Source organism: Sphingomonas sp. (assembly GCF_048595155.1).
Lineage (GTDB): Bacteria > Pseudomonadota > Alphaproteobacteria > Sphingomonadales > Sphingomonadaceae > Sphingomonas_I.
Genome location: NZ_JBMDXN010000114.1, coordinates 1 through 25,842 on the forward strand (window position 1 = coordinate 1; position 25,842 = coordinate 25,842).

General features: G+C 63.5%; 24 protein-coding genes. 17 read left to right on the forward strand and 7 right to left on the reverse strand.

All coding sequences use genetic code 11. From position 1 onward, the window contains the following. Window positions 1-474 precede the first annotated feature (474 nt). From gmd to ACOJSI_RS18690, 3 genes are read left to right on the forward strand one after another with little or no spacing between them, the layout of a single operon-like run. Entirely contained in the window at window positions 475-1,548 is a 1,074-nt protein-coding gene (gmd, locus tag ACOJSI_RS18680; RefSeq protein WP_420139826.1) for a GDP-mannose 4,6-dehydratase, read from the forward strand. A gap of 1 nt (window position 1,549) precedes the next feature. Continuing rightward, on the forward strand, window positions 1,550-2,515 hold the full coding sequence (gene fcl / locus ACOJSI_RS18685) for a GDP-L-fucose synthase (RefSeq protein ID WP_420139827.1): 966 nt from the start codon (window positions 1,550-1,552) through the stop codon (window positions 2,513-2,515). A 3-nt stretch (window positions 2,516-2,518) separates the two neighbouring features. Next, window positions 2,519-3,751, forward strand: coding sequence for a WcaI family glycosyltransferase (locus tag ACOJSI_RS18690; RefSeq protein ID WP_420139828.1), 1,233 nt, complete (start codon window positions 2,519-2,521; stop codon window positions 3,749-3,751). Between the two features lie 22 nt (window positions 3,752-3,773). On the opposite strand, the gene asd is transcribed toward ACOJSI_RS18690, so the two are convergent. Further along, the gene (gene asd / locus ACOJSI_RS18695; RefSeq protein ID WP_420139829.1) at window positions 3,774-4,631 is read right to left on the reverse strand and encodes an archaetidylserine decarboxylase; all 858 of its coding nucleotides are present in this window, start codon (window positions 4,629-4,631) and stop codon (window positions 3,774-3,776) included. A gap of 38 nt (window positions 4,632-4,669) precedes the next feature. Between asd and ACOJSI_RS18700 the strand changes: the two genes are divergently transcribed. Then, window positions 4,670-6,319 (forward strand): aminotransferase class III-fold pyridoxal phosphate-dependent enzyme, encoded by a 1,650-nt coding sequence (locus ACOJSI_RS18700; RefSeq protein WP_420139830.1) that lies wholly within the window; start codon window positions 4,670-4,672, stop codon window positions 6,317-6,319. 114 nt (window positions 6,320-6,433) lie between these two features. Here ACOJSI_RS18700 and ACOJSI_RS18705 read toward each other — a convergent pair whose 3' ends face one another. Both ACOJSI_RS18705 and ACOJSI_RS18710 read right to left on the reverse strand, forming a co-directional pair. Then, window positions 6,434-7,069: a hypothetical protein gene (locus ACOJSI_RS18705; protein WP_420139831.1), complete on the reverse strand. Its 636-nt coding sequence runs from the start codon at window positions 7,067-7,069 to the stop codon at window positions 6,434-6,436. A gap of 11 nt (window positions 7,070-7,080) precedes the next feature. After that, window positions 7,081-7,713 (reverse strand): class I SAM-dependent methyltransferase, encoded by a 633-nt coding sequence (locus tag ACOJSI_RS18710; protein ID WP_420139832.1) that lies wholly within the window; start codon window positions 7,711-7,713, stop codon window positions 7,081-7,083. A 215-nt stretch (window positions 7,714-7,928) separates the two neighbouring features. Here ACOJSI_RS18710 and ACOJSI_RS18715 point away from each other — a divergent pair, with 215 nt between their 5' ends. From ACOJSI_RS18715 to ACOJSI_RS18730, 4 genes are read left to right on the forward strand one after another with little or no spacing between them, the layout of a single operon-like run. Continuing rightward, a complete protein-coding gene (locus ACOJSI_RS18715; protein ID WP_420139868.1) occupies window positions 7,929-8,834 on the forward strand; it encodes a UDP-2,3-diacylglucosamine diphosphatase in 906 nt (301 codons plus the stop codon). Next, window positions 8,831-9,865, forward strand: a complete 1,035-nt coding sequence (locus tag ACOJSI_RS18720; protein WP_420139833.1) for a glycosyltransferase family 4 protein — start codon at window positions 8,831-8,833, stop codon at window positions 9,863-9,865. The genes ACOJSI_RS18715 and ACOJSI_RS18720 overlap by 4 nt, the downstream gene beginning before the upstream one ends. Window positions 9,866-9,917: 52 nt before the next feature. Beyond that, a complete protein-coding gene (locus ACOJSI_RS18725) occupies window positions 9,918-11,177 on the forward strand; it encodes an NAD(P)/FAD-dependent oxidoreductase (RefSeq protein ID WP_420139869.1) in 1,260 nt (419 codons plus the stop codon). 2 nt (window positions 11,178-11,179) lie between these two features. Further along, on the forward strand, window positions 11,180-11,755 hold the full coding sequence (locus tag ACOJSI_RS18730; RefSeq protein WP_420139834.1) for an NUDIX domain-containing protein: 576 nt from the start codon (window positions 11,180-11,182) through the stop codon (window positions 11,753-11,755). Window positions 11,756-12,219: 464 nt separating this feature from the next. On the opposite strand, the gene ACOJSI_RS18735 is transcribed toward ACOJSI_RS18730, so the two are convergent. Continuing rightward, window positions 12,220-12,684 carry an Lrp/AsnC family transcriptional regulator gene (locus ACOJSI_RS18735; RefSeq protein ID WP_420139870.1) on the reverse strand — a complete coding sequence of 155 codons (465 nt, stop codon included), beginning with the start codon at window positions 12,682-12,684 and terminating at the stop codon, window positions 12,220-12,222. Window positions 12,685-12,811: 127 nt separating this feature from the next. On the opposite strand from ACOJSI_RS18735, the gene ACOJSI_RS18740 reads away from it, so the two are divergent. Next, window positions 12,812-13,885, forward strand: a complete 1,074-nt coding sequence (locus tag ACOJSI_RS18740; protein ID WP_420139835.1) for a Leu/Phe/Val dehydrogenase — start codon at window positions 12,812-12,814, stop codon at window positions 13,883-13,885. Next, window positions 13,882-14,178, forward strand: a complete 297-nt coding sequence (locus tag ACOJSI_RS18745) for a hypothetical protein (protein WP_420139836.1) — start codon at window positions 13,882-13,884, stop codon at window positions 14,176-14,178. The genes ACOJSI_RS18740 and ACOJSI_RS18745 overlap by 4 nt, the downstream gene beginning before the upstream one ends. Here the strand turns inward: ACOJSI_RS18745 and ACOJSI_RS18750 are convergent. The 3 genes from ACOJSI_RS18750 to ACOJSI_RS18760 are packed head-to-tail and all read right to left on the reverse strand — an operon-like array spanning window position 14,175 to window position 16,607. Then, window positions 14,175-15,095, reverse strand: a complete 921-nt coding sequence (locus tag ACOJSI_RS18750; protein WP_420139837.1) for a Gfo/Idh/MocA family protein — start codon at window positions 15,093-15,095, stop codon at window positions 14,175-14,177. The genes ACOJSI_RS18745 and ACOJSI_RS18750 overlap by 4 nt on opposite strands. Beyond that, window positions 15,088-15,726 (reverse strand): 2-dehydro-3-deoxy-6-phosphogalactonate aldolase, encoded by a 639-nt coding sequence (locus ACOJSI_RS18755; protein ID WP_420139838.1) that lies wholly within the window; start codon window positions 15,724-15,726, stop codon window positions 15,088-15,090. Before ACOJSI_RS18755 ends, ACOJSI_RS18750 begins: the two co-directional genes overlap by 8 nt. Then, a complete protein-coding gene (locus ACOJSI_RS18760; protein ID WP_420139839.1) occupies window positions 15,723-16,607 on the reverse strand; it encodes a 2-dehydro-3-deoxygalactonokinase in 885 nt (294 codons plus the stop codon). The genes ACOJSI_RS18755 and ACOJSI_RS18760 overlap by 4 nt, the downstream gene beginning before the upstream one ends. 496 nt (window positions 16,608-17,103) lie before the next feature. Between ACOJSI_RS18760 and ACOJSI_RS18765 the strand changes: the two genes are divergently transcribed. The 7 genes from ACOJSI_RS18765 to ACOJSI_RS18795 all read left to right on the forward strand — a co-directional run bounded on the left by ACOJSI_RS18765 (window position 17,104) and on the right by ACOJSI_RS18795 (window position 25,842). Beyond that, window positions 17,104-19,005, forward strand: coding sequence for a hypothetical protein (locus ACOJSI_RS18765; protein ID WP_420139840.1), 1,902 nt, complete (start codon window positions 17,104-17,106; stop codon window positions 19,003-19,005). 214 nt (window positions 19,006-19,219) lie between these two features. After that, a complete protein-coding gene (locus tag ACOJSI_RS18770; RefSeq protein ID WP_420139841.1) occupies window positions 19,220-20,359 on the forward strand; it encodes an aldose epimerase family protein in 1,140 nt (379 codons plus the stop codon). A 10-nt stretch (window positions 20,360-20,369) separates the two neighbouring features. Further along, window positions 20,370-21,506, forward strand: a complete 1,137-nt coding sequence (locus tag ACOJSI_RS18775; RefSeq protein WP_420139842.1) for a cellulase family glycosylhydrolase — start codon at window positions 20,370-20,372, stop codon at window positions 21,504-21,506. Window positions 21,507-21,772: 266 nt separating this feature from the next. Then, window positions 21,773-22,519 carry a GntR family transcriptional regulator gene (locus ACOJSI_RS18780; RefSeq protein ID WP_420139843.1) on the forward strand — a complete coding sequence of 249 codons (747 nt, stop codon included), beginning with the start codon at window positions 21,773-21,775 and terminating at the stop codon, window positions 22,517-22,519. 202 nt (window positions 22,520-22,721) lie between these two features. Then, the gene (locus tag ACOJSI_RS18785) at window positions 22,722-24,113 is read left to right on the forward strand and encodes an amidohydrolase family protein (RefSeq protein ID WP_420139844.1); all 1,392 of its coding nucleotides are present in this window, start codon (window positions 22,722-22,724) and stop codon (window positions 24,111-24,113) included. Then, a complete protein-coding gene (locus ACOJSI_RS18790; protein WP_420139845.1) occupies window positions 24,110-25,435 on the forward strand; it encodes an MFS transporter in 1,326 nt (441 codons plus the stop codon). The genes ACOJSI_RS18785 and ACOJSI_RS18790 overlap by 4 nt, the downstream gene beginning before the upstream one ends. Beyond that, complete coding sequence (locus ACOJSI_RS18795) at window positions 25,432-25,842, forward strand: c-type cytochrome (protein WP_420139846.1); 411 nt, start codon at window positions 25,432-25,434, stop codon at window positions 25,840-25,842. The genes ACOJSI_RS18790 and ACOJSI_RS18795 overlap by 4 nt, the downstream gene beginning before the upstream one ends.

The following is a 25,842-nucleotide window of genomic DNA, read 5'->3' on the forward strand; positions in this document are numbered from 1 at the left end:
AAGCTGTTCCGCAAGGGGAGGGGCGCTCCGGCGCGTCGCGCCACCACGCTACCGCCGATGAGGGATCGGCGCCGGCTACGGCCTGCAAGGCGGCAAGGCTGGTCTATCTCCCCATTGACTCTCCCTCTATGTTCGCTATATGTTCCACGAAGGACGTCTCCCGCCATCGGGCAAATCATCTAGTTCGTTTCTGGTGTTTTTTCGTTTTTAGCCATGTTTTGGGCTCTTTGAACCGTCGTCAGGCCAGCCGGGCCCGGACGATCTAAAAAAAATTGCGCGGAGGCGGGCGATGGCCCGAAGCCTCCTCGATGCGCCACCGCGCCGCGCTCTCGTGGGTCAGGCTCCGTTGATGACGCGCGGCTACCGCCGCCGTTCGCACCCGCGCAGCGATGTCGTCGATAATGCCGCGCCGCAGCAAACCCCTTGATAAACTCGCTCCGGTCTGCGACCTGAGGGCCCGTTATTCCGGGGGGAATGAAATTGACGGAACGTAAGGTCGCCTTGATTACCGGCGTGACGGGCCAGGACGGTGCCTATCTCGCCCATCTCTTATTGTCGAAGGGCTATGAGGTTCACGGCATCAAGCGCCGCTCCTCGTCGTTCAACACCGGCCGGATCGAGGATATCTATCAGGATCCGCATGTCGAAGGCGCCCGGTTCAAGCTCCATTATGGCGATCTGACCGATTCGACCAACCTGATCCGCATCGTCCAGGAAACCCAGCCGGACGAGATCTACAATCTCGCCGCGATGAGCCACGTCCATGTGAGCTTCGAGACGCCGGAATATACCGCCAATGCCGACGGCACCGGCACGCTGCGCCTGCTGGAGGCGATCCGCATCCTCGGGCTGGAGAAGAAGACGCGCTTCTATCAGGCGTCGACCTCCGAATTGTACGGCCTGGTGCAGGAAGTGCCCCAGTCGGAAAAGACCCCCTTCTACCCGCGCTCGCCTTATGCCGTCGCGAAAATGTATTCCTACTGGATCGTGGTGAACTATCGCGAAGCCTATGGCATGCACGCTTCCAACGGCATCCTGTTCAACCATGAAAGCCCACTGCGCGGCGAGACCTTCGTCACGCGCAAGATCACGCGCGCGGCCGCCGCGATCAAGCTGGGTCGCCAGGGCAAGCTGTATCTCGGCAATCTCGATGCCCAGCGCGATTGGGGGCATGCGCGCGAATATGTCCGCGGCATGTGGCTGATGCTGCAGCAGGATACGCCGGACGATTATGTCCTCGCCACCGGCCAGACGACGCCCGTGCGCACCTTCGTCGAATGGGCCTTCCAGGATGTCGGCATCACGCTGCGCTGGGACGGCGAGGGCGTGGAGGAGAAGGGCTATTGCACCGAGACCGGCGCCTGCCTGGTCGAGGTCGATCCGCGCTATTTCCGCCCGACCGAGGTCGATCTGCTGATCGGCGATCCGGCCAAGGCCAAGGCCCAGCTCGGCTGGACCCACGACACGCCGGTGCGCGAGCTGGCGCGCGAGATGGTGCTGGCCGACCTAGAGGTGATGAAGCTCGCGCCGATCGACAAGGGCGCCTAAGATGGCCCCGGGTGGCTCCTACGATCTGCGCGGCTCCTACGATCTGCGCGGCAAGACCGTCTACGTCGCGGGCCATCGCGGCATGGTCGGCTCGGCGATCGTGCGGCGCCTGGCGGCGGAGGATTGCACGATCCTCACCGCCACCCATGCCGAGCTGGATCTCAAGGATCAGGCGGCGGTGCGCGGCTGGTTCGCGGCCCACCGGCCCGACGCGGTCTTCCTGGCCGCGGCCAAGGTCGGCGGCATCCTCGCCAATGACAGTTTCCCCGCCGACTTCCTCTACGACAATCTGATGATCGAGGCGAACATCATCGAGGCAGCCCATGCCCAGGATGTCGAGAAGCTGATGTTCCTCGGCTCGTCCTGCATCTATCCCAAGATGGCGCCGCAGCCGATCGGTGAGGACGCGCTGCTGACCGGCCCGCTCGAGCCCACCAACGAATGGTATGCGATCGCCAAGATTGCAGGGATCAAGCTGTGCCAGGCCTATCGCCGCCAGCACGGCCGCGACTTCATCTCGGCCATGCCCACCAATCTCTACGGCCCCGGCGACAATTTCGATCTGCAGTCGAGCCATGTCATGCCGGCTTTGCTGCGCAAGGCGCATGAGGCGAAGCAGCGCGGCGCGCCCAGCATCGAAATCTGGGGCACGGGCACGCCGCGCCGCGAATTCCTCCACGTCGACGATCTCGCCGACGCCTGCGTCTTCCTGATGAAGACCTATTCGGGGGATGAGCATGTCAACGTCGGCTCAGGCTCCGATGTGACCATCCTCGAGCTTACCGAGATGGTCAGCCGCGCCGTCGGCTATGAGGGCACGATCGAGCGCGATCTGACCAAGCCGGACGGCACGCCGCGCAAGCTGATGAGCGCTGATCGCTTGCGGGCGCTGGGGTGGAGCCCCAGCATCGCGCTGCAAGACGGCATCGCCGCGACCTACCAATGGTTTCTGGACCACCGCGCCTGACGCATGCGCATTCTCGTCCTGGGAATCAATTACGCACCTGAAGCCATCGGGATCGCGATCTATACGACGGGGCTGTGCGAAAAACTGGTCGAGCTCGGGCACGAGGTTCAGGTCGTCACCGCCAAGCCTTATTATCCCCAATGGCAAGTCCATGAGGGCTTCCGGGGCAGGGGATGGCGAACGACCGTCGAACATGGCGTGACGGTGACGCGCTGTCCGCTCTACGTGCCGGCCCGGCCCGGCGGCGCCAAACGCCTTGTCCATCATGCGAGCTTCGCCGCATCGGCCTATCGGCCCATGATGAAGGCCGCGCGGTCCTTCAAACCCGATGTCGTACTGACGATCGCACCCTCGCTGGCCTCGGCACCTTTGGCCTTGCGCGCCGCGCGCGTCGCCGGCGCTAAAAGCTGGCTGCACATCCAGGATTTCGAGGTGGATGCGGCCGTCGCAACCGGCCTGCTTCCGAAAGACGGCGCCGCCGCGCGCGCCGCGCGCTCGCTGGAGCAAAGGGCGCTGCGCGGCTTTGATCGCGTGAGCAGTATCAGTGCCGAAATGTGTCGGAAGCTGGCGACCTCAGGTGTCGCGCCGGCGCAGATTGTGGAGTTTCGCAACTGGGCCGACATCGCCGCGATCACGCCGCTTGCGGCACCGTCGGCGTATCGGCTTGAATGGAGCATCGAAACGCCGCACGTGGCGCTTTACTCAGGGAATATCGCCAACAAACAAGGTATTGAGATCGTCCTCGACGCGGCAAATCTGCTCCGCCATCGCGAGGACCTTACCTTCGTGATCTGTGGGGAGGGGCCCAATCGCGCCACGCTGGAGGCACAGGCGGCGGAGCAGGGAATATCCCGGATCTTATTCCACGACCTTCAGCCCAAATCGCGCTTGAGTGAATTGCTTGGATTGGCGACGGTGCACCTGCTGCCGCAGAAGGCAGAAGCAGCCGATCTCGTCCTCCCCTCCAAGCTTACCAACATGCTCGCGTCGGGCCGCCCGGTCATCGCGACGGCGGATCCGGACACCGGCCTGGCGCGGGAGGTAGACGGTTGCGGCGTCCTCACCGCGCCAGGCGACGCGCGTGGTTTTGCGGATGCCATCCAGCATCTTCTCGACGCGCCTGCCGAGCGTCAGGCGTTTGGCACAGCCGCGCGCCGCCGTGCGGAAACGTCTTGGGATTACGACGCTATCGTGCGCGCGTTCGAACGCGAGCTGAACCAGCTTGTCGCAGTGTAAGGATCCGAGCGCTTGCCAGGCGCTACCTTCGATCGAACAGGCCGACTCCGGCGTGCATGCGGGCCGGGGTGTCGATCTCCCGCTTTAGTTCGTAGCCTCGCGGTACCAGCATCACGATCGTCGAACCATGTTCGAACCAGCCCATGTCAGCCCCTTTAGTCAGCTCTGTAGCCAATTTGACCTTCCGCGGCCCCCCGATCCGTAGCGCACGCTCCGTATCCATGAAGGTCAGCCGGATACTCGCCACCAGCACCGCTGCCACCGCCACCAGCATGATCGGTGTGCCGTCGTTCAGCCGACAGCGTATCGCCGCGCGCTCATTCTTGCAGAATAGACGCTCCACCCGCTTCAGCGCGATCGGGTTCACGTTCCAGCAGTCACCCGAAATATAGGTCACCTGTTCCACCGTCAGGTCATGCGGCGCGTGGAAACGATGATACATGCCGGCCGTCAGGCGCAGCGTCACATAGGTGCCGCCCTCAAAATCGCGCGCGGCATCCGCGTCGCCCAGCAATTCGCTGAGGCGATAGGGTGCGCCTTTGATCTGGTGTACTTCGTCCCCCTCGATGCGGCCATGCGCGCCGACGATCGCATCGCAGGGGCTGACGATCACGTCCGGATCGGGGTCTATCGGGCGTGCGCCCGGCCGCAGGGTACGTGTGAAGCAGGCGTGCATGCTCTTGAACCGCATCTCTTTGGCATCGGCCAGATCGACATCGGAGAAGAAGCGCCACACCGCGATCGACGTACGAGCCACCAGCGGCTGCTCGATCTTGCTGAACCAGCCGATGAAGTTCGTCGCCAGCCGCCGCGGCAGGCGGTTGGTCAGCAGGAAGTTCAGATCCTCGTTGGCAACGAGACGGCCGATCGCCTTACGCATTGTCATATTCCCGTTGCCGAAGCGCGGTAGCAAAAGTCATGAACTGGTCTCTCGCCTTCCTTGCGGCTGGATCGGTCGGCCTCGGCGCCACCGCCGGCCGGCGTCGCCTGTTGCTGTCGCAAGCCAAACACCCGTCGCTGGCCGGCCATTCCAAATGGTCGCGCCGCATCGCCCGGCTCATTCCGGCGGTCGAATATGATCGTGATCGCTTGTTCCGCTGCGATGGCGCCCCCGACGACATCGTCGTGAAGCGGGAGCAGGGCTTTGATCGCCTCGCCGCATTGTTCGCGGCCCGCTTCCCCAAGGGGCGGGCGCTGACGGCGGAGACGCGGACCGGACTGTCCGACCTTCAGTTCACAGGCAGCTATCGCGTGCCCTTCCAATTCGCGCGGATGGTGCGCGAGCATCTCGCCGTGAGCGCCTTCGTCGAGACGTCCGCCGGCGTCACCGTGACCGACCTCGACGGCAATGATTTCTACGATCTCACCGGATCCTACGGCGTCAACCTGCTCGGCTACGATGCCTACAAGACGATGATTGCCGACGCAGTCACGCAGGTGCGGGATCTGGGGCCGGTCCTGGGTGCGCTTCACCCTATTGTCGCCGACAATGTCGCGCGCCTGCGGGCGCTCACCGGACTCGACGAAGTCTCCTTCCACATGTCGGGCACCGAAGCCGTCATGCAGGCGGTGCGGCTCGCGCGCTATCATACCCGGCGCAGCCATGTGGTCCGCTTCTGCGGCGCCTATCATGGCTGGTGGGGCGATGTGCAGCCCGGCATCGGCAATCCGGTCTCGGCGGATCGCACCTTCACGCTCGCGGAAATGTCGGAGAAGGCGCTGCGCACGCTCGCGACGCGGCGCGATATTGCCTGCGTGCTGATCAATCCGCTGCAATCGCTTCACCCGAACGCCGCCGCCCCGTCCGATAACACCCTGGTTGATGGCAGCCGCAATGCCGGCTTCGATCGGGCTGCCTATGCGGAATGGCTGGCACGGCTGGCGGACGTCTGCCGCGATCGCGGGATCGTACTGATCCTGGACGATGTCTTCACCGGCTTTCGCCTCGCGCGCGGTGGAGCCGCCGAATATTTCGGGATCCGCCCCGATATGGTGACCTATGGCAAGACGCTCGGCGGGGGGCTGCCGATCGGCGTCCTGGTCGGCAAGGCAGCGCTGATGAAGCGCTTCCGCGACGATCGCCCGGTCGACATCTGCTTCGCGCGCGGGACCTTCAACGCGCATCCGTACGTGATGGCGACGACCAATGCCTTCCTGCGCACGCTCGACCTTCCGGAAACGCAAGCGCTCTACGCCGGGTTGGACGAGCTTTGGAGTGGTCGCGCGGCACGGATGAATGCCAGCCTGGAAGCGGCGGGCGTGCCGGTGCGGGTCGCCAACCTGTCCTCGATCTGGACGGTGCTGTACACCGCGCCGTCGCGCTTCAACTGGATGCTGCAATATTATCTGCGCGAGGAAGGGCTTCTGTTGAGCTGGGTCGGAACCGGCCGCATCATCTTCAGCCTGAACTATACGGATGCCGATTTCGACCAAGTCGTCGATCGTTTCACCCGCGCCGCGTTGCGCATGGCCGCGAACGGCTGGTGGTGGCACGCGCCGGACGCCACCAACAAGGCCGTTCGTCGCGGCATTCTGCGCGAACTGATCGCACGGCGGCTGGGTCGGTAAGGCAACGCCGCGTCCGCCCTGAGCCTGTCCAAGCGGCATTTTTCCGTCTGCACCGCCCCAACGAACAGGGCGGTGCTTCGACAAGCTCAGCACGAACGGATGTCTCAGATGCGCTTAACGGGTCGCAATCCCGGCATCGAGCCGCTCGCCCTTCAACAGCCGTACCGGCGCGTGGCGGTACTGCATGAAGTCGTTGAACGGATCGGTCACGATCTTGGCCGCCCATACCAACCCGGTCGGCACGTCGCGGATGAAGAAGAGCTGGAAGGTCCGGAATAATAGTCCGCCAATGCCCAGCACCAGCCACATCAGGCCGACATGGCGCAGGAAGCCCATCGGCCCGGGGATCGGCGCGAACACACCGAACAGCGTCGGGTTGATCAGCAGGACCAGCGGCATCAGCGCCCACATCGTCATGAAGACGACCTTGCGGGCCAGATTATAGCCGACCTTGATCTCTTCCTTATATGCGTGAGTCGCATCGTTGACCGCATCATAGCCCTTGGGCTCGAAGAAGAAGTGGCCCGCCTGGCGGCTCGTCATCGCCACGCACCAGCCGAGCAGGCTCGCCAGCGCCGGATCGTGGAACATCAGGATGTAAGCGCCGATGAAGGTGCTTGCGCTCAGGAAGTGCAGGCTCTGATTGATCAGGCTGTGATGATAATAACGGTGATCGTCCCAACGCTGCTCATCGAGTTGTGCGCGGAAGGCGGCGATCTTGCCGGTCGGTTGTTCCAACATTTCGCTCATGTGCGGTCCGTTCAGTTCTTGCGGAAGCGGAGGAGCTCGAAATGGCCGAGCGGGGGGAGGGGGCTGCGTTCGACCAGCTCGACGCTGCCATTGGCAGACGCCCAGTCGGCATAGCGTTCGAACGGGAATTCGGTGCGGAACCCCAATCGGCTGGTGATGGGCATCAGCAGCTTTTCGACCCGTCCCCGCAGGCCCTTGCCGGCGCCGATCCGCGTCGTGATGATGATCTCGCCGCCGCGGCGCACCGTGCGGGCAAATTCATCGAGCGCGCGTTCCGGGTTCGGGACGGCGGTGATGACATATTGCGCGACGACGACGTCGAATGCGCCATCGTCGAAACGCAGATCCTCCGCGTCCATCACGGCGATCGCCTCGACATTATCGAGCGTCTGCGCGCGCATGCGCGCCTTGCCGAGAATACCGTCCGAAATGTCGATGCCGTAGAGCGTGCAGCGTTTGCTGTAATGCGGCAGCGATATACCCGTGCCCACGCCGACTTCCAGCACGCGGCCGCCGATGCGGTTGGCCGCATCGATCGCGATGCTGCGCCCCTGGCGGAAGACTGCGCCGAATACCAAATCGTAAATCGGCGCCCAGCGGTCATAGGCCGCTGCTACCGATCGCGTCTGCATTGCTGTCGCCACGCCAACTTCTCCCGTGATCCGGAGAGCTATCGGTCAGTTCCGCGACAGACGCGCTACGGGTTGATCACGCTTTTGTGACAGTCGGCGGTGAAATGGCCGCGCGCGTTCATCAATCTGCCACGGGACTGACCCGCAGCTTTCATCAGTCTGCCGTACAAGGCCATCATTGAAACGGCGCGAGGAGCGAAAGCTTGGCCTCTCTCCCAGACCTTCCCGTGGCGCTACGCGTCAAGCCGGGTGGCCCCAAGAAGCCGTTTTCGGCGCCCACGAACTTGCCCGCCTGGTTCGATGAACCCGACGCGAAGCCGGCCCCACGCCAGCGCACGCACTATCGCACGATCTGGATCTCGGATATTCATCTCGGCACGCCCGGCTGCAATGCCGAATTGCTGTTGGATTTCCTGAAGTCCGTCGAGTGCGAGACGCTCTATCTGGTCGGCGACATCATCGATGCCTGGCGTTTGCGCAAAGGCTGGTACTGGCCGCCACAGCATAACGATGTCGTGCGCTGCATCCTCAAGATGGCCAAGCGCGGGACTCATGTCGTCTACGTGCCCGGCAACCATGACGAGGTGCTGCGCGATTATACCGGCCTCGCCTTCGGCGATGTGACGGTCGTCAGCGAGGCCATCCACGAAACCGCCGATGGTCGACGCTTGCTGGTGCTGCACGGCGATCAGTTCGACAGCATCGTGCTCTACGCCAAATGGCTCGCCTTCCTCGGCGATAGTGCCTACGAATTCCTGCTGAAGGCGAATTCGGTGGTGAACTTCGTGCGTCGCCGTTTCGGATTGCCGTATTGGTCGCTCGCCGCGCATCTGAAGAAGCGCGTCAAGAATGCGGTCCAGTTCATTTCCAAGTTTGAGGAAGTGGTGGCGCACGCGGCCGGCGAGCGCAACGTCGACGGGGTGGTGTGCGGACACATCCATTCCGCCGAAATCCGCGAATTTGGCGACATCACTTATTATAATGACGGCGATTGGGTCGAAAGCTGCACCGCGCTGGCCGAACATGACGATGGTCGCATGGAGATCATCGACTGGGCCGAGCATAAGCGGCAGGAAGCGGCGCGGGCCGGCACCGCCAAAGGTGTCGCTCCGCTCGTGCTTGTGCCTGCATGAAGCTGGCGCTGGTTACCGACGCCTGGCGCCCGCAGATCAACGGCGTCGTTCGTACCCTTGAGACGACGGTCGGCAAGCTGCGCGCGCGCGGCCACAGCGTCGAAACGATCACGCCCGACCAGTTCCGGACGATTCCCTGTCCGAGCTACCCTGAGATACGCTTGGCGCTCGGCTGCGGCCGTGAGGTTGCGCGCCGGTTGGATCATTGCGGCATAGAGGCAGTCCATATCGCGACCGAAGGGCCGCTCGGCTGGTCAGCGCGACGCTGGTGCCTGGATCGGCGCCTGCCTTTCTCGACATCCTTCCACACGCGTTTCCCCGATTATGTGGCCATGCGCACCGGCTTGCCCGCCGCATGGTTCTGGCCGGTCGTCCGACGCTTCCATGCGCCGGCCAAGCGGATCATGGTTGCAACCGGGATGCTCGCGGAAGAACTGGCTCAGCAGGGTCTGGCGCAGACACATCGCTGGTCGCGCGGCGTCGATCTGGATCTGTTCACGCCCGACGCGGCTGTTTTGCCCGCGCTCGCCGATCTGCCCCGTCCGATCCAGCTGTATGTCGGGCGTGTCGCTGTCGAGAAGAATATCGGTGCTTTCCTCGATACGCCTATCGCCGGATCCAAGGTCGTGGTTGGCGACGGGCCGGCGCGGGCGCATCTGGCGCACCAGCATCCCGAGGCGCATTTCCTTGGCGCCTTGCAGGGGCCGTCGCTCGCCTCGGCTTATGCCTCGGCCGACGTCTTCGTCTTTCCCAGCCGGACCGACACATTCGGCCTCGTCATGATCGAAGCCCTGGCCAGCGGCACGCCCGTGGCCGCCTATCCCGTCCACGGCCCGCTCGACATCATCGGTACTGCGCAGCGTCGCGTCGGGGCGATGGACGAGGATCTGGCCACCGCGATCCGCGCGGCGCTCTCCGCCGACCGTGCTGACTGCGCAACGGAAGGGCGGCGCTACAGCTGGGACGCCTGCACCGACCAATTCTTCGCAGGTCTATGCCCCTTCCAGGCCGGGCAACGCCTCGCTGCCTGAGCAAAGTCCCTCCTCCCTCCTTTGTTGCACCACATTGAGCCTGCGGGTCGCTATGCTACAGGCAGGGCGAAGCGGGGGAATTCGCGTGCAGCATTATGACATTGTCATCGTCGGTGGGGGGCATGCCGGCGCAAATCTTGCCATCGGTCTGCGGCAGCGCAAATTCGCCGGCTCGATCGCCATCGTCGGCGAGGAACCGGAGCTTCCCTATGAGCGCCCGCCGCTTTCCAAGGAATATCTCGCGGGGGAGAAGCCGTTCGAGCGGATGCTGATCCGGCCCGCCGCCTTCTGGCAGGAACGCGAAGTTGCGATGCTGACCGGGCATTGCGTCCTCGCGGTCGATGCGGAGGCGCACACCGTCACGACCGCGGCGGGGCTGGCAATCGGTTATGGCGAGCTCGTCTGGGCCGCTGGCGGGCACGCGCGACGCCTCAGTTGCATGGGCGGCGATCTCGCCGGCGTTCATTCCGTTCGCTCCCGCGCAGATGTGGATCGGCTCATGGCCGAACTGCCCACCACCGGCCGGGTTGCGGTGATTGGCGGCGGCTATATCGGTCTGGAAGCGGCTGCGGTCTTGACCAAGTTCGGCAAGACCGTGACCTTGTTCGAAACGCAGGATCGCGTGCTGGCACGCGTCGCCGGCCGCGCCTTGTCGCACTTCTATCAGGAAGAGCATCGCGCCCACGGAGTGGAATTGCGGTTCGATGTGATGGTTGATACCATTGTCGGCACGAATGGTCGCGTCACCGGCGTGCGCCTGGCAGACGGGGAAATCAGCCCGTGCGACATGGTAATCGTCGGTATCGGGATCGTGCCCGCGGTCGGTCCGCTGCTGGCGGCCGGTGCCGAGGGTGGCAATGGTGTTGCCGTCGATGAATATTGCCGGACCAGCCTGCCGCATGTTCACGCGATCGGCGACTGCGCGCTGCACGCCAACCCCTTTGCGGACAATCTGCCGATCCGGCTGGAGTCGGTTCAGAATGCAAATGATCAGGCCACCATCGTTGCCAAGGCGCTGACAGGTGCCCCCGAGCCCTACGCGGCGGTGCCCTGGTTCTGGTCGAACCAATATGACCTGAAGCTGCAGACCGTCGGGTTGAGCGCGGGCCATGACGCCGAGGTCGTGCGGGGCGATCCTGCCAGCCGCAGTTTCTCGATCCTTTACCTGAAAGAAGGGCATGTGGTCGCGCTCGACTGCGTCAATTCGACCCGCGATTATGTGCAGGGCCGCGCGCTCGTCATCGCCCGCAGTCGCGTTGCGGCCGATCGGCTTGCCGATACGGCCATCCCGCTCAAGGACATGGCCCAATAGCCATGGGCGACGTCGAAGCAGAGATTATCGACCGCCGGCTGATCCATGACCGCTGGTCCACCTTCTCCGAGGTGCTGTTGAAGCTTCCGAACGGCGCGGTGGAGAAGCGGGTGATCGAGGATCATGGCAATGCTGCCGCGGTCCTGCTGTACGATCCCGATCGGCGGGTGGCGCTTTTGGTACGTCAGCCGCGCGCCCCGGTTCTCGACCTGGGCCATGCGCCGCTGCTGGAAGTGGTCGCCGGGCGGGTCGAAGGCAAAACGCCAGAGGACACCGCCCGCGCTGAAGCGATGGAGGAGGCTGGCGTCGCGATCGCCCAATTGGAGAAAGTCGCGACGCTGTGGCCGATGCCCGCCGTCTCGACCGAGCGCATTTCGCTGTTTCTCGCACCATATTCCCCCGCACAGCGCACCGGCCCAGGTGGGGGCGCCGACGACGAGAATGAGTGCATCACGCTCCAGGAAATTTCACTGCTCGACCTTTCTGCGCTCGCCGACAATGATCTCCTGGGCGACGCAAAGACCTATATGCTTGTGCAGGCGCTCAAGCTGCGACAGCCACAGCTCTTCACATCTTAGGCTTGGGCTGTCGGGTCCTCACAGCAGCCGTCATTGCAGAAACTGCGCGAGACCCCCCAGCGCAATCGCGGTGGCACCAAGATAGAGAGCGCCGGTTCGTCCTGCCCGCACCCTGGCCTCACGCTTGCGGCGCACCGTCCAATGTTCCGCAACCGCCCTCGGCGCATTCTGCCAGGCAAATGAGAGCGAGGCAGACAGAATCGCACAGACAAGACACAGCAGGGCAATGACATACATTCGGGGCATCTCTCCTCCCGCGTCAGCGCCTCTCTAACGGGCTGCTTCGGGGTAGTTTGAACAGCTTCACAAGCGACGCTGATCGCCGCCAACGAAGAACGCTTGGTCGGTCTATGCGCGTGCGCAACGATCCCCGCAAGCGTCTCCTCGCTGATGGAAGACATTGGCCCAAATAGATTTTTCCCACACGCTGAACCGTGCTGGACAAGCAAGCGGGCGGCATCGGGTCAGCGGATGGGGAGAGCGGTTGTCGATTTCAGTTCTGACAGCGCCACGGTCGAATTGATTTCCTGGACGCCCGGCAGCTTCGACAGATGATTGAAGAAGAAGCGTTCGTAGGCGTGGATATCCTCCGCCACGATCCGTAGCATGAAATCGAACACGCCCATCAGCACATAGGCCTCCAATACCTCGGGGAAACCGCGGATGGCAGCGGCGAACTCGTCGAGATTGGCGCGGCCATGCGCATTCAGCTTCACCTGTGCGAAGATCTGGGCGTTTAGGCCGACCTTTTGGCGATCGACGATCGCCACGCGCTTGACGATCACGCCCTCCTTCTCGAGCCGTTCGATCCGCCGCCAGCAGGGCGAGGTGGATAATCCCACCTGTTCGGCCAGCTTCGCCGTGGGCTGGCTGGCATCCTCCTGCAGCGCATGGAGAATTTTGCGGTCGAACGGATCGAGCGAAGTCAGCAAAGAAATTCCTCCAAAGGGATCATTCCCGCAAAAATTGACCGATAGGCCCGACCTGAGCGCCAAGATAGCTCAGAAATTCCCGACAAGGGCTGCGAGAATGGTCGCGACGACGAACGGGAATGAAATGACGCGGCTCAGACATTTTGCAGGCTCTCCGCCGGAGCGGGTGGTGGTACTCGACGATGCGCGCGCTCGTCTGAAAGGCGTGGTCGTGCTGCATTCCAGCCGGCTCGGTCCAGCGGCGGGCGGGTGCCGCTTTTGGCGTTACCCCAACATGGCCGCGCTGCATTTCGACGCGCTACGGCTCGCCGAAGGCATGAGCTACAAGAATGCCCTGGCAGGTCTGCCGCTCGGGGGCGGAAAGGCTGTGCTGGCCCTACCCGACGGACCGTTCGATCGCACGCGGCTGTTTGAGGCAGTCGGCAGGGCCGTCGCTGATCTCGGCGGGAATTATGTCATGGCGGAAGGTGTCGGCACCACGATTGCGGATATGTCTGCAGTGCGCCGCACCACGGATCACGTTGCGGGGCTTCCCGCCATGCCCGGGCGCGCCGGCGGCGATCCGTCGCCGTGGACGGCGCGCGGCGTATTCCGCGCTATGGAGGTCGCGGCGCATTATCGGTTCGGCTGCAAACTCGAAGGATTGACCGTGGCCGTCCAGGGCCTGGGCAATGTGGGTACGCATCTGTGCGCACTGCTCCATCGTGCGGGTGTCCGGCTGATCCTCGCGGAGCCACGGCCGGGTGTGGCCGACGCTCTCGCCGCGCGCTATGATGCAGCCATTCTGCCGCCGGATCAGATTGTCGGTGCGCGAGCCGACATCTTTGCGCCATGTGCGCTTGGCGGCATTCTCGACACATCTGCCATCGCCGCGCTTCGGGCCAAGTTGGTGTGCGGCGCGGCCAATAACGTGCTGGCGACGCCTGAAGACGGCGATCGACTGGCGGATCGCGGCATTCTCTATGCGCCGGATTATGTCGTGAATGCTGGTGGCATCATCAACGTTGCCGCAGAATATCTCGGCTGGGATCTCGCTGAGGTGGAGAGACGGGTCGAGGCCACCGGCACTCGGCTGGAGCGCGTGTTGGCATCAGCCTGGGACGAGGGCGTGGCGCCATCGCGCGCCGCCGATCAGATGGCGCGTCGCATGATACGGGACAGCCCCGTCCGTGCGGGGCGGTCGCTGCTATGGGCGTGACCGCTTTTTATCTGGAGATGGCCGGCGCCGCAGACCTGCTGTGTCGCATCGTCGGCCTGCTGGCGCAGCATGATGTCCGGATCATCGCGATCGCGTCGGAAAGAATGTCCGTGGACCGCCTGCGTCTGCGGATCGACGTGACTGGGCTCGATCCCGCGTCCGCCCGCATCGTTGCCGCCAAGATGCTCCGATGTATCGGCGTTGAGCACGTCGAGACCGAGGCAATCGACGCGTGTTCAACCGGCAACGGCATTGCGTGCGCGCCGGCGGCGACGATCGTCGCGGCGCGTTAGCGGATTGTCAGCCGCTCTCCGACCAGCAAGGCGTCGGCGACGATCCGCAGCGGCTCGACGTCGACGTCGCTGGCCTGGTCCGCGATCAGCGCGGCAAAGCGCTGATAGATTTGGGCATATTCGCGATTGGCGGTTTCGCGGATTGGGCCGTCGTTGACCGACAGCTGTGCGCCGCCCGCGGACAGAGCGAGGCGGGTGCCCGCTTGCGTGGTGATATCGATCGTCCAGCGCTCGCCGGTCGTGTGCCGGAAGTGGAAATGGGCGGCGATGCCGATCTCGATGCCGCCGGTCGCCAGGCGCAGGGTTGCGACTTCCGGCTGTTGTCCTTCGTCGTTCATGTCCAGCCTGGCGCCCTTTACGAGCAGCGGGGCGGGGCAGAGCAAGGTCGCAATGGAGAGCGCGTTGATGCCGGGATCGAATACGCCAAAGCCGCCCGCCTGCCAAATCCACGCCTGGCCTGGATGCCATTTCTCGACATCCTCGAGCCACTGTATGTCGAGCGTCGCAATCCCTTCGCGCCGTGTGATCGCCGCCGCCTCGGCGACATTGTCGTTGAAGCGGGAATGCCATGTTACGAACAGGCTGCGTTTCGATGCGCCCGCGCGTGCCTGCAGATCCGCCACCTCCCCCAGGGTAGTGGCGGGCGGCTTTTCCAGCAAAACGTGCAAACCCGCCTCCAGGCAGGCGCGCGCAAGATCATGGCGGGGGCCCGGCGGTGTGCAGATCGCTACCGCATCCAGCGACATTGCCTCCAGCATGGCCTTCACGTCCGCGAAGGCCGGGACGGACATATCTGCAAGCGGCTCGGGCGAAACCACCGCGCTTAGATCGAAATCTGCGTTGGCTGAGATGGCTGGATAGTGCTGATCCCGCGCGATCTTGCCAAACCCAACCAGCCCAAGTCGGATTTTAGCCACGATGCGCCTTCACCGCCGCCACGAAGGCGTCTGCCTGCTGGCCGACCTGTGCGGCAGATTGGCCGGGTTTGTACAATGCGGAGCCCAGGCCGAAGCCGTTGGCACCGGCATCGAGCCATTTGCCGACATCGCCCGCAGTAACGCCCCCGACGATCAGCAAAGGCATATCCTTTGGCAGCACGGCGCGCTGCGCCCGCACCACCGCCGGCGTGGCGGCCTCAGCCGGAAAGAGCTTCAGCGTGTGGGCGCCGGCTTTCAAGGCGGCGAAGCCCTCGCTGGGCGTGAAATAACCTGGGGCCGAAACCAGCCCGGCGGCAACCGATGCGGCGATCACCTCGATATCCGTGGATGGCGAGACGATGATCCGTCCCCCGGCGGCCGCGACCTGGTGCACCTGATCCACCGTCAGAACGGTACCGGCACCGACGATGGCCGTGTCGCCAAGATGTGCCGCCAGCGCCTCGATGCTGCGCAACGGCTCGGGCGAATTGAGCGGCACTTCGATGATGCCGATCCCAGCCTCCACCAGGGCGTCGCCAATGGCGATGATCTCGTCGGGCTTCACCCCGCGCAGGATCGCGATGAGGGGCGCTTCTGCGAGCTTGGCCCGGAACAGGTCGAGTGCCGTCATGCAAGTTTCTCCGCTATGGCCTTGATACCGGCAAGGAAGGCCGTCTCACCATCGACTTCCAAAGTCTCGCGGCCAACTACCTTCAAGGCGGCAGCATAGAGCGCCGTGAGCCGGAGATCGCCGATCAGGGCGATCGTGCCGGGCGGCACCATATCGACCCCGATCGCGATGTCGGCACCGATCAGCAGGCCGCTGACGTAAGAAGCTGCATCGTCTGGCTCCAGCCGTCCCAGCAAGATGCGCGCTCGCGTGCCGAATAGATCTGCTGTCAACGCTCGGTCGTCAAAGCCGCGCGCCACGCCTTCGCGGAAGGCGGGCCCATCCACGGCGTCCCCCTTCATCTGCGCCGCCAGCAGCGAATGGGCGCGCAGCAGCGCGAACAATTCACCCGTCATCACGGTACGGAAATTGACCAGCGCGCCATCTTTTAGCTCGGCCCATTTGGCATGGGTGCCGGGATGGCACAGGCCGACATCCGCGGGTACCAAACCCGCCGCGGCTGCGCCCAGCAACTGAACCTCCTCGCCGCGCATGACATCGACGCGCGCACCGTCGGTGATACAGGCGCCGGGGACGATCGCGGTGCGACCAGGCTCGACCCATTCCAGGCGGCTGACCAGGTCGTCCAGCGACAGCGGGCAGGGGATATAAGGCGCCTCGACCCAGCCGCGATTGGACCCGATCATGCCGGCGAGCAGAAACAGGCGATCGCCGTGCACTGCGCGAAGGTCGTCGATGATCGCCTGAAAGCCGCCCGCGGCGACCGCCGTCACGCCGAGTGCGTCGGCCTGGCGCAGGCTGGTCTTGCCAGCGCTATCGAAGGCGAAGATGCGGCGATTGGTCGTGCCCCAGTCGATCGTGATCAGCTCGCCGACATCCATCCTCTGCTCCGCGCGATATTATATGATGAATCGTGCGGCTGGTTAGGGCGGATTTTGGGGCAGCGCAATCGTCCTGGCGGCTGGAATTGGATATGACATGCGCCAGCGTCGCGGCGGTTTGCAGCGCAGATTGGATCGAGCCTTGTCCTGCCTGTTGCGAAGGGGGGGCACCGCGACCGGCTCGAACCTTATGCCGAAGGACGTATCGAAACACCGATCGGCAGCACCTCTTCATCGAGCGTGTTTCCGCTGAAGCGCTAGAGGAGTTGGAGTGTCATGTCTGCCAGCCGAGCTGCAGCAGCAACTTCAAAGTAATAGCACCAAAGCGGATGTAACGAAGCTGCCTGTACTTTAGCATGATGGTAGCATGAGGTTATTGTAATCATGCCGGCTATAAGCCGATGCGATTCTGGGGCGCAGCATTGTACATGCTGCTTTGATAATGCTGAATCTGATGTTGTCTGTTTTCCGATGAAATATGATTTGGAGAAAGAGGATGGCAGCTGTTGGTGAAAATCAGCAATCAGGTGCGGGCGAGATCAAGGGAACCGATGTCGTTCCTGGCGAATATACTGCCACAGGCCCTTATTTTACGGAATTATTCCTGACGGGCAGCAGCGCCGCGCCGGACGACACCGGCAGCTTCGTCCCACGCCAGACCCCCGGCAATGTCGGCATTTGCCTGAGTGGGGGCGGTTCGCGCGCCTTTTCCGCGGGGATTGGTCAGCTCCAGGCGTTGCAGGCGCTGCAGGCAAACGGCTCCAGCTTGCTCAATCAAACGCGCGCTTTGTCGACGGTGTCGGGCGGCGGATGGATCGGGATACCCTTTATCTTCCTGCCCGATCGCTTCAGCGACAGCGACTTCCTGGGCGCGTATGTCGAGCCCGCAAACTTGACGGTGGATGGGCTGGGCAATTTGCCGCCCAACGGCATTGCCGGCCAGATTACCTCGGGCTTCTCGCTCGCGGCGCTCGCCGTCCAGGCGCTGCTGCTCTATGACCATTATGGCGTGCCAAGCAGCGAGTTATGGCAGGTGCTGATGGGGGAGACCTTCCTTCAGCCCTATGGTTTGTACGTGCCCGGCATCGATCAGCTGCCGACGCAGTTCTTTTCCTATGACGCGACCTCGCTTGCGAGAATCCGGGGCGACAATCCTGGGCTGGCGAACGAAAACGCGGATCTGGTGGCGTCCGTGTCAGGCCAGCAGCGGCCTTATCTAATCAGTTTGTGCAGTCTGTCGGTAAGCGTCGGATCGCAGCAGGCGCTGCTCGCTCCGGTCCATTCGACGCCGTTCATCACCGGTATATTGGCGAGCCCTCCCGGCGCTATCGACGTGAACAATCGTGCGGTCGGCGGCGGTGCGGTGTCCAGCTTCGCCTTCGATTCCGATCCGATCCCTCCGACGAACAGTCTCACCCGGATCATCCAGTCGAGCCAATGGTCTCTGACCGACGCGCTGGGCACAAGCAGCGCCGCCTTTGCGGAGACGCTGATCGAACATATGAAGCTCTGGGCAGGTTCGCCCGCGCGGTTCGCCGCCGCACTGCGCCTGCATGGACCGCGGGCGATCGAGAAGGTGGCGCGCGGGCCCGAGGAAAGGGCGCAGCTGCACGCCAAGGTCGACGCAGCGATCGCCGCATCGCCGGCCGGTCCACTGGCGGCTTCGGATCTCCACCAGAGCCTGCGGGACCTCGCCATCCTCCAGTCCATCGTGCCCAAATATCAATATTGGAGCCCGGTGAACCCGCCCGTTGCCGAGCGGGTGGCAGAGTCCGAATTTGCGGATGGCGGTTCGCTGGAAAATAGCGGCGTCGCGTCGATCCTGTCTTACGCCGATATCGATAACGTTATCGCTTTCCTGAATGTGGAGACGCTGCTGCGGTTGGATAGCGCCGGCACCATCGTGGTGGATGATTGCCTGCCGCCGTTGTTCGGCTACCAGCCGTATGTCGAGGGTCAGGGTTATGCTCTTTACGAGGGGGCGATCGATCCGCCCCAGCCCGTCTTCCAGTTCAACCAGGTTTTCAGTTCCTCCGATTTCCAGCCATTGCTTGAAGGTCTGTGGAACGCGAGCAAGAATGGAACTGCGGCGCCGATCTTCGCGCAGACGCTCACGACGGTGGACAATCGCTGGTTCAACGTGGCGGCGGGCAAGACGGTGACGCTGGTCTGGACCTACCTTGCTTATGCGAGCAGCTGGTTCGACAGCATCTCGGACAATTGGGTGCGAGGCCTCGTGGACGTCGAGCAGGACGTCTACGGTTTCCCGAATTATGACACGTTCAATACCGAGCTATCGGCGACCCAGGTCAATCTGCTGTCCAACCTGACGTCATGGTCCGTCCGGGCGAATGCGCCGACATTCCAGGCGCTATACGGCGATAAAGAGACCGGTTGAAGCGGCCGGCACGCTGACAATCTGGGTGCGACCGGCCGAGTGCTGGGATCCCCGGCCGGCCCATTGGCGCCTCGACGATCGACTGGTCTATTTGCCCCCTCCCTTCTGGCGGATCACATGCTAAATCGCGGCGGCCGTCGACACTCCGGCGGCGCCGAAATCATATAAAATCAACGTTCGGGTGAGCCGGGACGCTGGCGGAAAGGGAAGAGCGATGCGCAACTGGAGAATGATCATGTCCTTGCTGGCTGCTGCCGGCGCCGCCTCCGGTGCAAGCGCGGCAACCGTGTCCCGCGCCTCGTTCGGCCAGGCCGATGGGCGTTCCGTCGAGGCGATCACGCTCTCCAACGGCGCCGGCATGCAGGCGCGCATCATCACCTATGGAGCGTCGATCCAGTCGCTGATCGTGCCCGATCGGGATGGCCAGAAGGCCGACGTGGCTTTGGGTTTCCCGACGATCGAAGGATATCTGAAGAAGCCGGCCTTCTTCGGCGCAACCGTTGGGCGGGTCGCGAACCGGATCGCCAAGGGCCGCTTCACGCTCGATGGGAAAAGCTACCAGACCCCGGTCAATGACGGTGCCAATGCGCTTCATGGCGGTACCAAGGGCTTCGACAAGGTTATCTGGGACGTGGTGTCCGTCAAGGATGGTGCATCGGCCAGCGTGACCTTGCGCTATGTGAGCCCGGATGGTGATCAGGGCTATCCCGGCACGCTGACAACGCTCGCCACCTATGCGCTCGACGAGAAGAACCAGCTGACGATCGATTACAAGGCGACCACCGACAAGCCGACCGTCGTCAACCTGTCCAATCATGCTTATTGGAATTTGGCAGGCGAGGGGTCTCCACTCGGCGCGATGGGCCATCTCCTGACGATCCCGGCCGACGCTTACACGCCCACCGATGCCGGTGCGATCCCGACCGGCGAGATCCGCTCGGTGGCCGGTACCGTCTTCGATTTCCGCCAGCCCACCGCGATCGGTGCACGCGTGCGGGATGCGTCCGATCAGCAGATCGTCTTCGGCAAGGGCTATGATCATAATTGGGTGATCGATCGCAAGATCGCCGCGCAGCCGCGCCTCATGGTACGCGTCGAGGAACCGGTCCATGGCCGCGTGATGGAGATGCTGTCCAATCAGCCGGGCCTGCAATTCTATTCGGGCAACTTCCTGGACGCGAGCCTGATCGGCAAGGCCGGCAAGCTCTATCGCGAGGGCGATGCGATCGTGCTGGAGCCCCAGATGTTCCCGGATACGCCCAATCAGCCGTCCTTCGGCTCGGTCCGGCTCGATCCCGGCCAGACCTACCACAATGTGATCGTGCTGCGTTTCTCGACCGCGCCGGCGCGCTGAGCGCAGGCTGATGAAGGCCGTCGTCCGGTTTGCGCTTGGGGCGGTCGCGCTGACTGCCTCAGTCGCGCATGCGGCGGTGGCCGAGCGTTGGTCCACGGCTCAGGCCAATGGCTGGTATGCGCGGCAGCCCTGGCTGAGCGGGGCCAATTACGTCCCCGCCAACGCCATCAACCAGCTGGAGATGTGGCAGGCAGCAAGTTGGGATCCTGTCCGGATCGACAAGGAATTAGGGTGGGCGCAGACCCGGTTCGGAATGAACACGATGCGCGTGTTTCTCCACGATCTGGCGTGGCAGGAAGATCCGGCGGGGCTGAAGCAGCGGATCGGCCAATTCCTGACGATCGCGGCCCGCCACGGCATCAAGCCCGTATTCGTGCTATTCGACAGCTGCTGGGATCCGGATCCGCATATCGGCCCGCAACGTCCGCCGATCCCCGGCGTGCATAATTCCGGCTGGGTCCAGGGCCCGAGCCGCACCGACCTGGTCAATCCCAAACAGGATAGACGGTTTCGATCCTACGTCGAGGATATCGTCGGCAGCTTTGCCCGTGACGAGCGCATTCTCGCCTGGGACGTCTGGAACGAGCCCGATAATGGTGGCGGCGGCAATTATAACGGGCTGCAGCTGCCACAAGAAAAAGCGCGCATCACCGCGCTATTGCCGCAGATCTTCGCATGGGCCCGGGGCCAGCATCCCATTCAGCCCCTGACCAGCGGCGTCTGGAACGGCGGCGACTGGTCTCCCGGCAATCGCCCGAAGCTTGATCCCATCCAGCGGATCCAGCTCGATCAATCGGATGTCATCACCTTCCACAATTATGATTGGCCAGAGCAGTTCGAGCAGCGCGTGCGTCAGCTTAAAGAATATGGCCGGCCGATCATCTGCACCGAATGGATGGCGCGCAGCGCCGGATCCACCGTCGATACGGTCCTGCCGCTGGCGCGGCGGGAGAATGTCGGCATGGTCAACTGGGGGTTCGTGCAAGGCAAGATCCAGACGAACCTGCCATGGGACAGCTGGGAACGACCTTATACGCTGCAGCAGCCGGTCGTCTGGTTTCACGACCTGGTCCGGCCCGACGGCACACCCTATCGTGCACGGGAGGCGGAGATCTTCCGCGCGTTGCGCGCGCAGCCAGCCGGCTAGCGGCTCGTGGTCTTGAAGCAAGCCTGTCGGTCAACGGCGTCAGGCGCATGAGACTCGGCGATTAGCGCGCGCGAGCGAACGACCTTTCACAACGAATGAAGCGGCTCCGCCCCCGCACTGATACCGGCAAATCGGCGTGAACATGGGCTATCTCGCTGATCGTGATAGGTTTAAAATCGTTGCGATCGTCATGCGACGGATGGGGCGTGTAAGCGTGGATCGGCCTTTTCCCCAATGGCGCAATATCCTATAGGGTTTATGTGTCCATGCAGCCGGTCCCTCGCACTAACCATCGTTCCGCCATTACCGCATCGCCGCCGGCCATCGTCCCGCCGACGGCCAAGGCAGGGCGCCCCGCAGCCGGGCCGACTTTGGTCGAATGGGCTTATGATCATCTGCTGGAAATGCTGATGACGGTGCAGATCGCGCCGGGTGAGCGGATCGCGATCGACACGGTCGCGCGCCAGCTCGGCATTTCGCAAACCCCGATCCGGGAAGCTTTGAGCCAGCTGGAGGCGGAGAAGCTGGTCTCCAAGATGCCCAATGTCGGCTATCGCGCCAGCCCGCGCATGTCGCGCGAGGAGGTGCAGGACCTGTATGCGCTGCGGCTGCTGATCGAACCCTATGCGGCGGCGCGCGCGGCCGAGAAGATGGATGACGAGACGCTCGTCACGCTGCAGGAAATCGACGAGGGCATGCGCGGTGTCGCCGAAGGCAATGACCGCGATTTCGCACGCTTTGCCGAGGCGGATGCGAAGCTGCATCGCCTGATCGCGACCGGCAGCGGCAACCGCCTGATCGCGGAGACGATCGAGCGGCTGCATGCGCATCTTCAGATCTTCCGCTCGCTCTACAGCACTAATGCTCCGGAAGAGGCCGCAGCGGAGCATCAGCGGATCATCGAGGCATTGATGGCGCACGATCCGGCCGCTGCCGAAGAGGCGGTGCGTGAGCATTTGAAGCGTTCACAGGAACGTATGGATCGCGCTTCGGCGGGCGCGGCGGCAGAATAATCCGGGCGGTTCAACGTTCCCCAGGATCGGGCGTCCCCTCCTCAGAAGGAAGGGCAGGAGATGTCCAGCCGCACCAAAATTCTTCTACAAATCAACGGCGCATAAACTTGGTCGGGGGTGCTTGACGGCCCGCCGTCCGACCCGTACCACCATCCTAACCGGATCATATATGATATGAAACTAGGTCTGGAGAGGATGTCAGATGGGATCGATCAAGAGGCCGGTGTTCCGACGTAAGGCTGCCGTGATTGCAGCATTGGCGGCAACGGCATTGGCAGGCGGAGCGAGCGCGGAAACCGTCGTCCTTCGCAACTTTACCCTGATCGACGGTACCGGCAAGGCGCCGATCGCGAACCAGGCCCTGATCATTACCGATGGAAAAGTATCCTGGGTTGGTCCGTCCGCGCGGCTGAAGGCGCCGGCCAGTGCCACGACGGAAGATCTGTCGGGTAAATATCTGATGCCCGGCCTGATCGACAGCCATGTCCATCTCGGCCTCGTCAACGGCATCGCGCAGGATCTGAAATATCAGACTCCGGAGAATATCGACGGCCAGCTCCACCTCTATGCCGCCTATGGCGTCACCAGCGTGCAGACGCTGGGAACGGAGAAGGATCTGATCTTCCCGATCCGCGATGCCGAACGCGCGACCCGCCCCGACAAGGCGCGCGTCTTCACGGTGGGTCAGGGCGTCGTCTTCAAGGGCAGCTATGGCGGCGTACCCGGGCTCGACCAGCAAGTCGCAACGCCGGAAGAAGCGCGGCGCATGGTCGACGCCCAGGCCGCCAAGAATGTCGACATGATCAAGCTGTGGGTCGACGACGAATTCGGTCAACTCTCCGAAAGGATGCCGCCCGCGATCAGCACCGCGGTGATCGATCAGGCGCGCAAGGACGGCAAAAAAACGGTCGCCCACATCTTCTATTATGACAACGCCGCCGAACTGACGCGCGAGGGCGTGAGCGCCTTCGCGCATGAAGTACGGGATCGTGCGGTGGACGCGCCGCTGCTCAGCCAGATGAAGGCCAAAAGCGTGTGGCAGATGGCGGCGACGCTCAGCCGTGAAGCCTCCTTCACCTACGCCACGCTGCCTTTTCTGAACGATCCTTTCTTCACGCGCGGCGTCACCCCCGATGTGCTGACCCAGCTCGCCAGCCCGGAACGCGCGCAGAAGCTGTCGTCCGCGCCGAACTTCCCCAAATATGCGCCGACCCTGCGCTACGCGATGCAGAATTTCGCTGCCGAGGCGAAGGCCGGCATCCGCTACGGCATGGGGACGGACAGCGGCCCAACCGCGCGTTTCCCCGGCTATTTCGCGCATTGGGAGCTGGAATTGATGGTCCAAGCGGGGATCACCCCGCTGCAGGCGCTGACCGCCGCCACCAGCGCGAATGCCGAATTCATCGGGGCGCGAGACATCGGCACGGTGCAGACGGGCAAATGGGCCGATCTGCTGGTGCTCGACAAGAACCCCGTTGCCGACATCCGTAATACCCGCACGATCCATGAGGTCTTCATCGCCGGCAAGAAGGTGCCGACGATCTGGCAGACCTGCACCGGCCGTCCCGCCGACGCCTGCGGCGCGGCGCAATGAACGACACTATGGCCGATGCCATACCGCCGCGCGCCGTAGCGTCCGGCCTGCTCGTGCGGGCGAGCCGCGCTCGTTACAAGGTGCTCGGCTTCGTCATCGCCGCTTACTTCATCACCTATATCGATCGCGTGCTGCTGTCGGTCGCCGCGCCCTTCATCGAGAAGGATTTCGGCATCAGCACCATCACCATGGGGTGGGTGCTGTTCTGTTACAGCATCGCTTATGCCGCCTTCCAGATTCCAGGCGGCTGGTTCGGGGACAAGGTTGGCCCACGCCTGGCGATGACCTGCGTGGTGATCTGGTGGTCCGTCTTCACTGCGTTGACCTCGCTCACCTGGTCGGCCGCCTCCATGGGGGTCTGCCTGTTCCTGATCGGCATGGGAGAGGCGGGGTCCTTCCCGATCGCCAATCGTGCCTTGTCGCGCTGGATGCTGCCGTCCGAACGCGCGCTCGCGCAGGGCGCGACCCACGCCGGATCGCGGTTCGGCAGCACCGTCACGCCGATCATGGTGGTGACGTTGGTCGGCCTGACCGCGCTCAGCTGGCGCCTGCCCTTCCTGCTCTTCTCGCTCGTCGGTATCGTCTGGGCGCTGCTCTGGTATCGGTTCTACCGTAACACGCCGGCCGAGCATCCTTCGGTCAATGAAGGCGAACTTACCCGCATCAACGATGCGCTCGGCCATTTTCGCAAGGGCAAGCGCCAAGTCCCGTGGGGTCAGATCCTGCCAAACCCGCAAATGTGGCTGCTGGGGGCGATGTACTTTTGCTACGCCTATGACATCGGCGTTTTCCTGAGCTGGTTTCCCAAATATCTGAATGCCGCTCGCGGGCTCGATCTCAAGACGATGGGCTTCTACGCGAGCCTGCCGTTCCTGGCCGGTCTGATCGGGGATATCACCGGCGGTGTCGTCTCGGACGAGATCCTGAAGCGCACCGGCAAGTTGCGCTTCGCCCGCGCCGTTGTTTCCGTGTTCGGCTTCTGGGTCTCGGCTGTGGCCGTATCGCTTGCGGCGTGGGTGGCCGATCCGTTGGTCAGCATCGCCTGGTTCGCCTTGGCTCTGTTCGCGCTGGAATTGACGGTCGGCGTTTCCTGGGCGGTCACGCTCGACGTCGGTGGCGAATTTGCCGGATCAGTGTCCGCGGTGATGAACACACTCGGCAATATCGGCGCGGCGATCGCGGTCGCGGTCACGGCGCGCCTTGCCACTTATTATGGTTGGGGCTCGGCATTCGCCGTCATCGCAGGGCTGGCGTTCCTTGCCGGGCTGCTGATGCTCACGGTCAATCCCGAGCGCAGATTTTATCGTGAGGAGGCAGCGTGAAGAGTAAGCCAACGATCGGTCGGAGGTTCCTGATTGCCGGCGTGACCCTGATGTCGGCCGCTGCCGCATCGGCCGCGCCCAAGGGCGATGCCACGCACGGCCAGCAGCTGTTCGCACGCTGCGCTGCCTGCCATGTCATCGGCGCGACGCCGGGTACCCGCATGGGCCCTAACCTGAACGGGGTGTTCGGCCGCAAGGCGGGGACGCTGCCCGGCTATACTTATTCGGCCGCGATGAAGAAATTCGGCCTCACCTGGGATGCCCCTACGCTCGCCCGCTTCCTGCAGGCGCCGATGAAAGTGGTTCCCGGCACCAAGATGGCGTTCCCCGGCCTGTCCAACGCGCAGGACCAGGCGGACGTCGTCGCCTATCTCAAGCAATATCGGGCGAACGGCACCAAGAAGTGA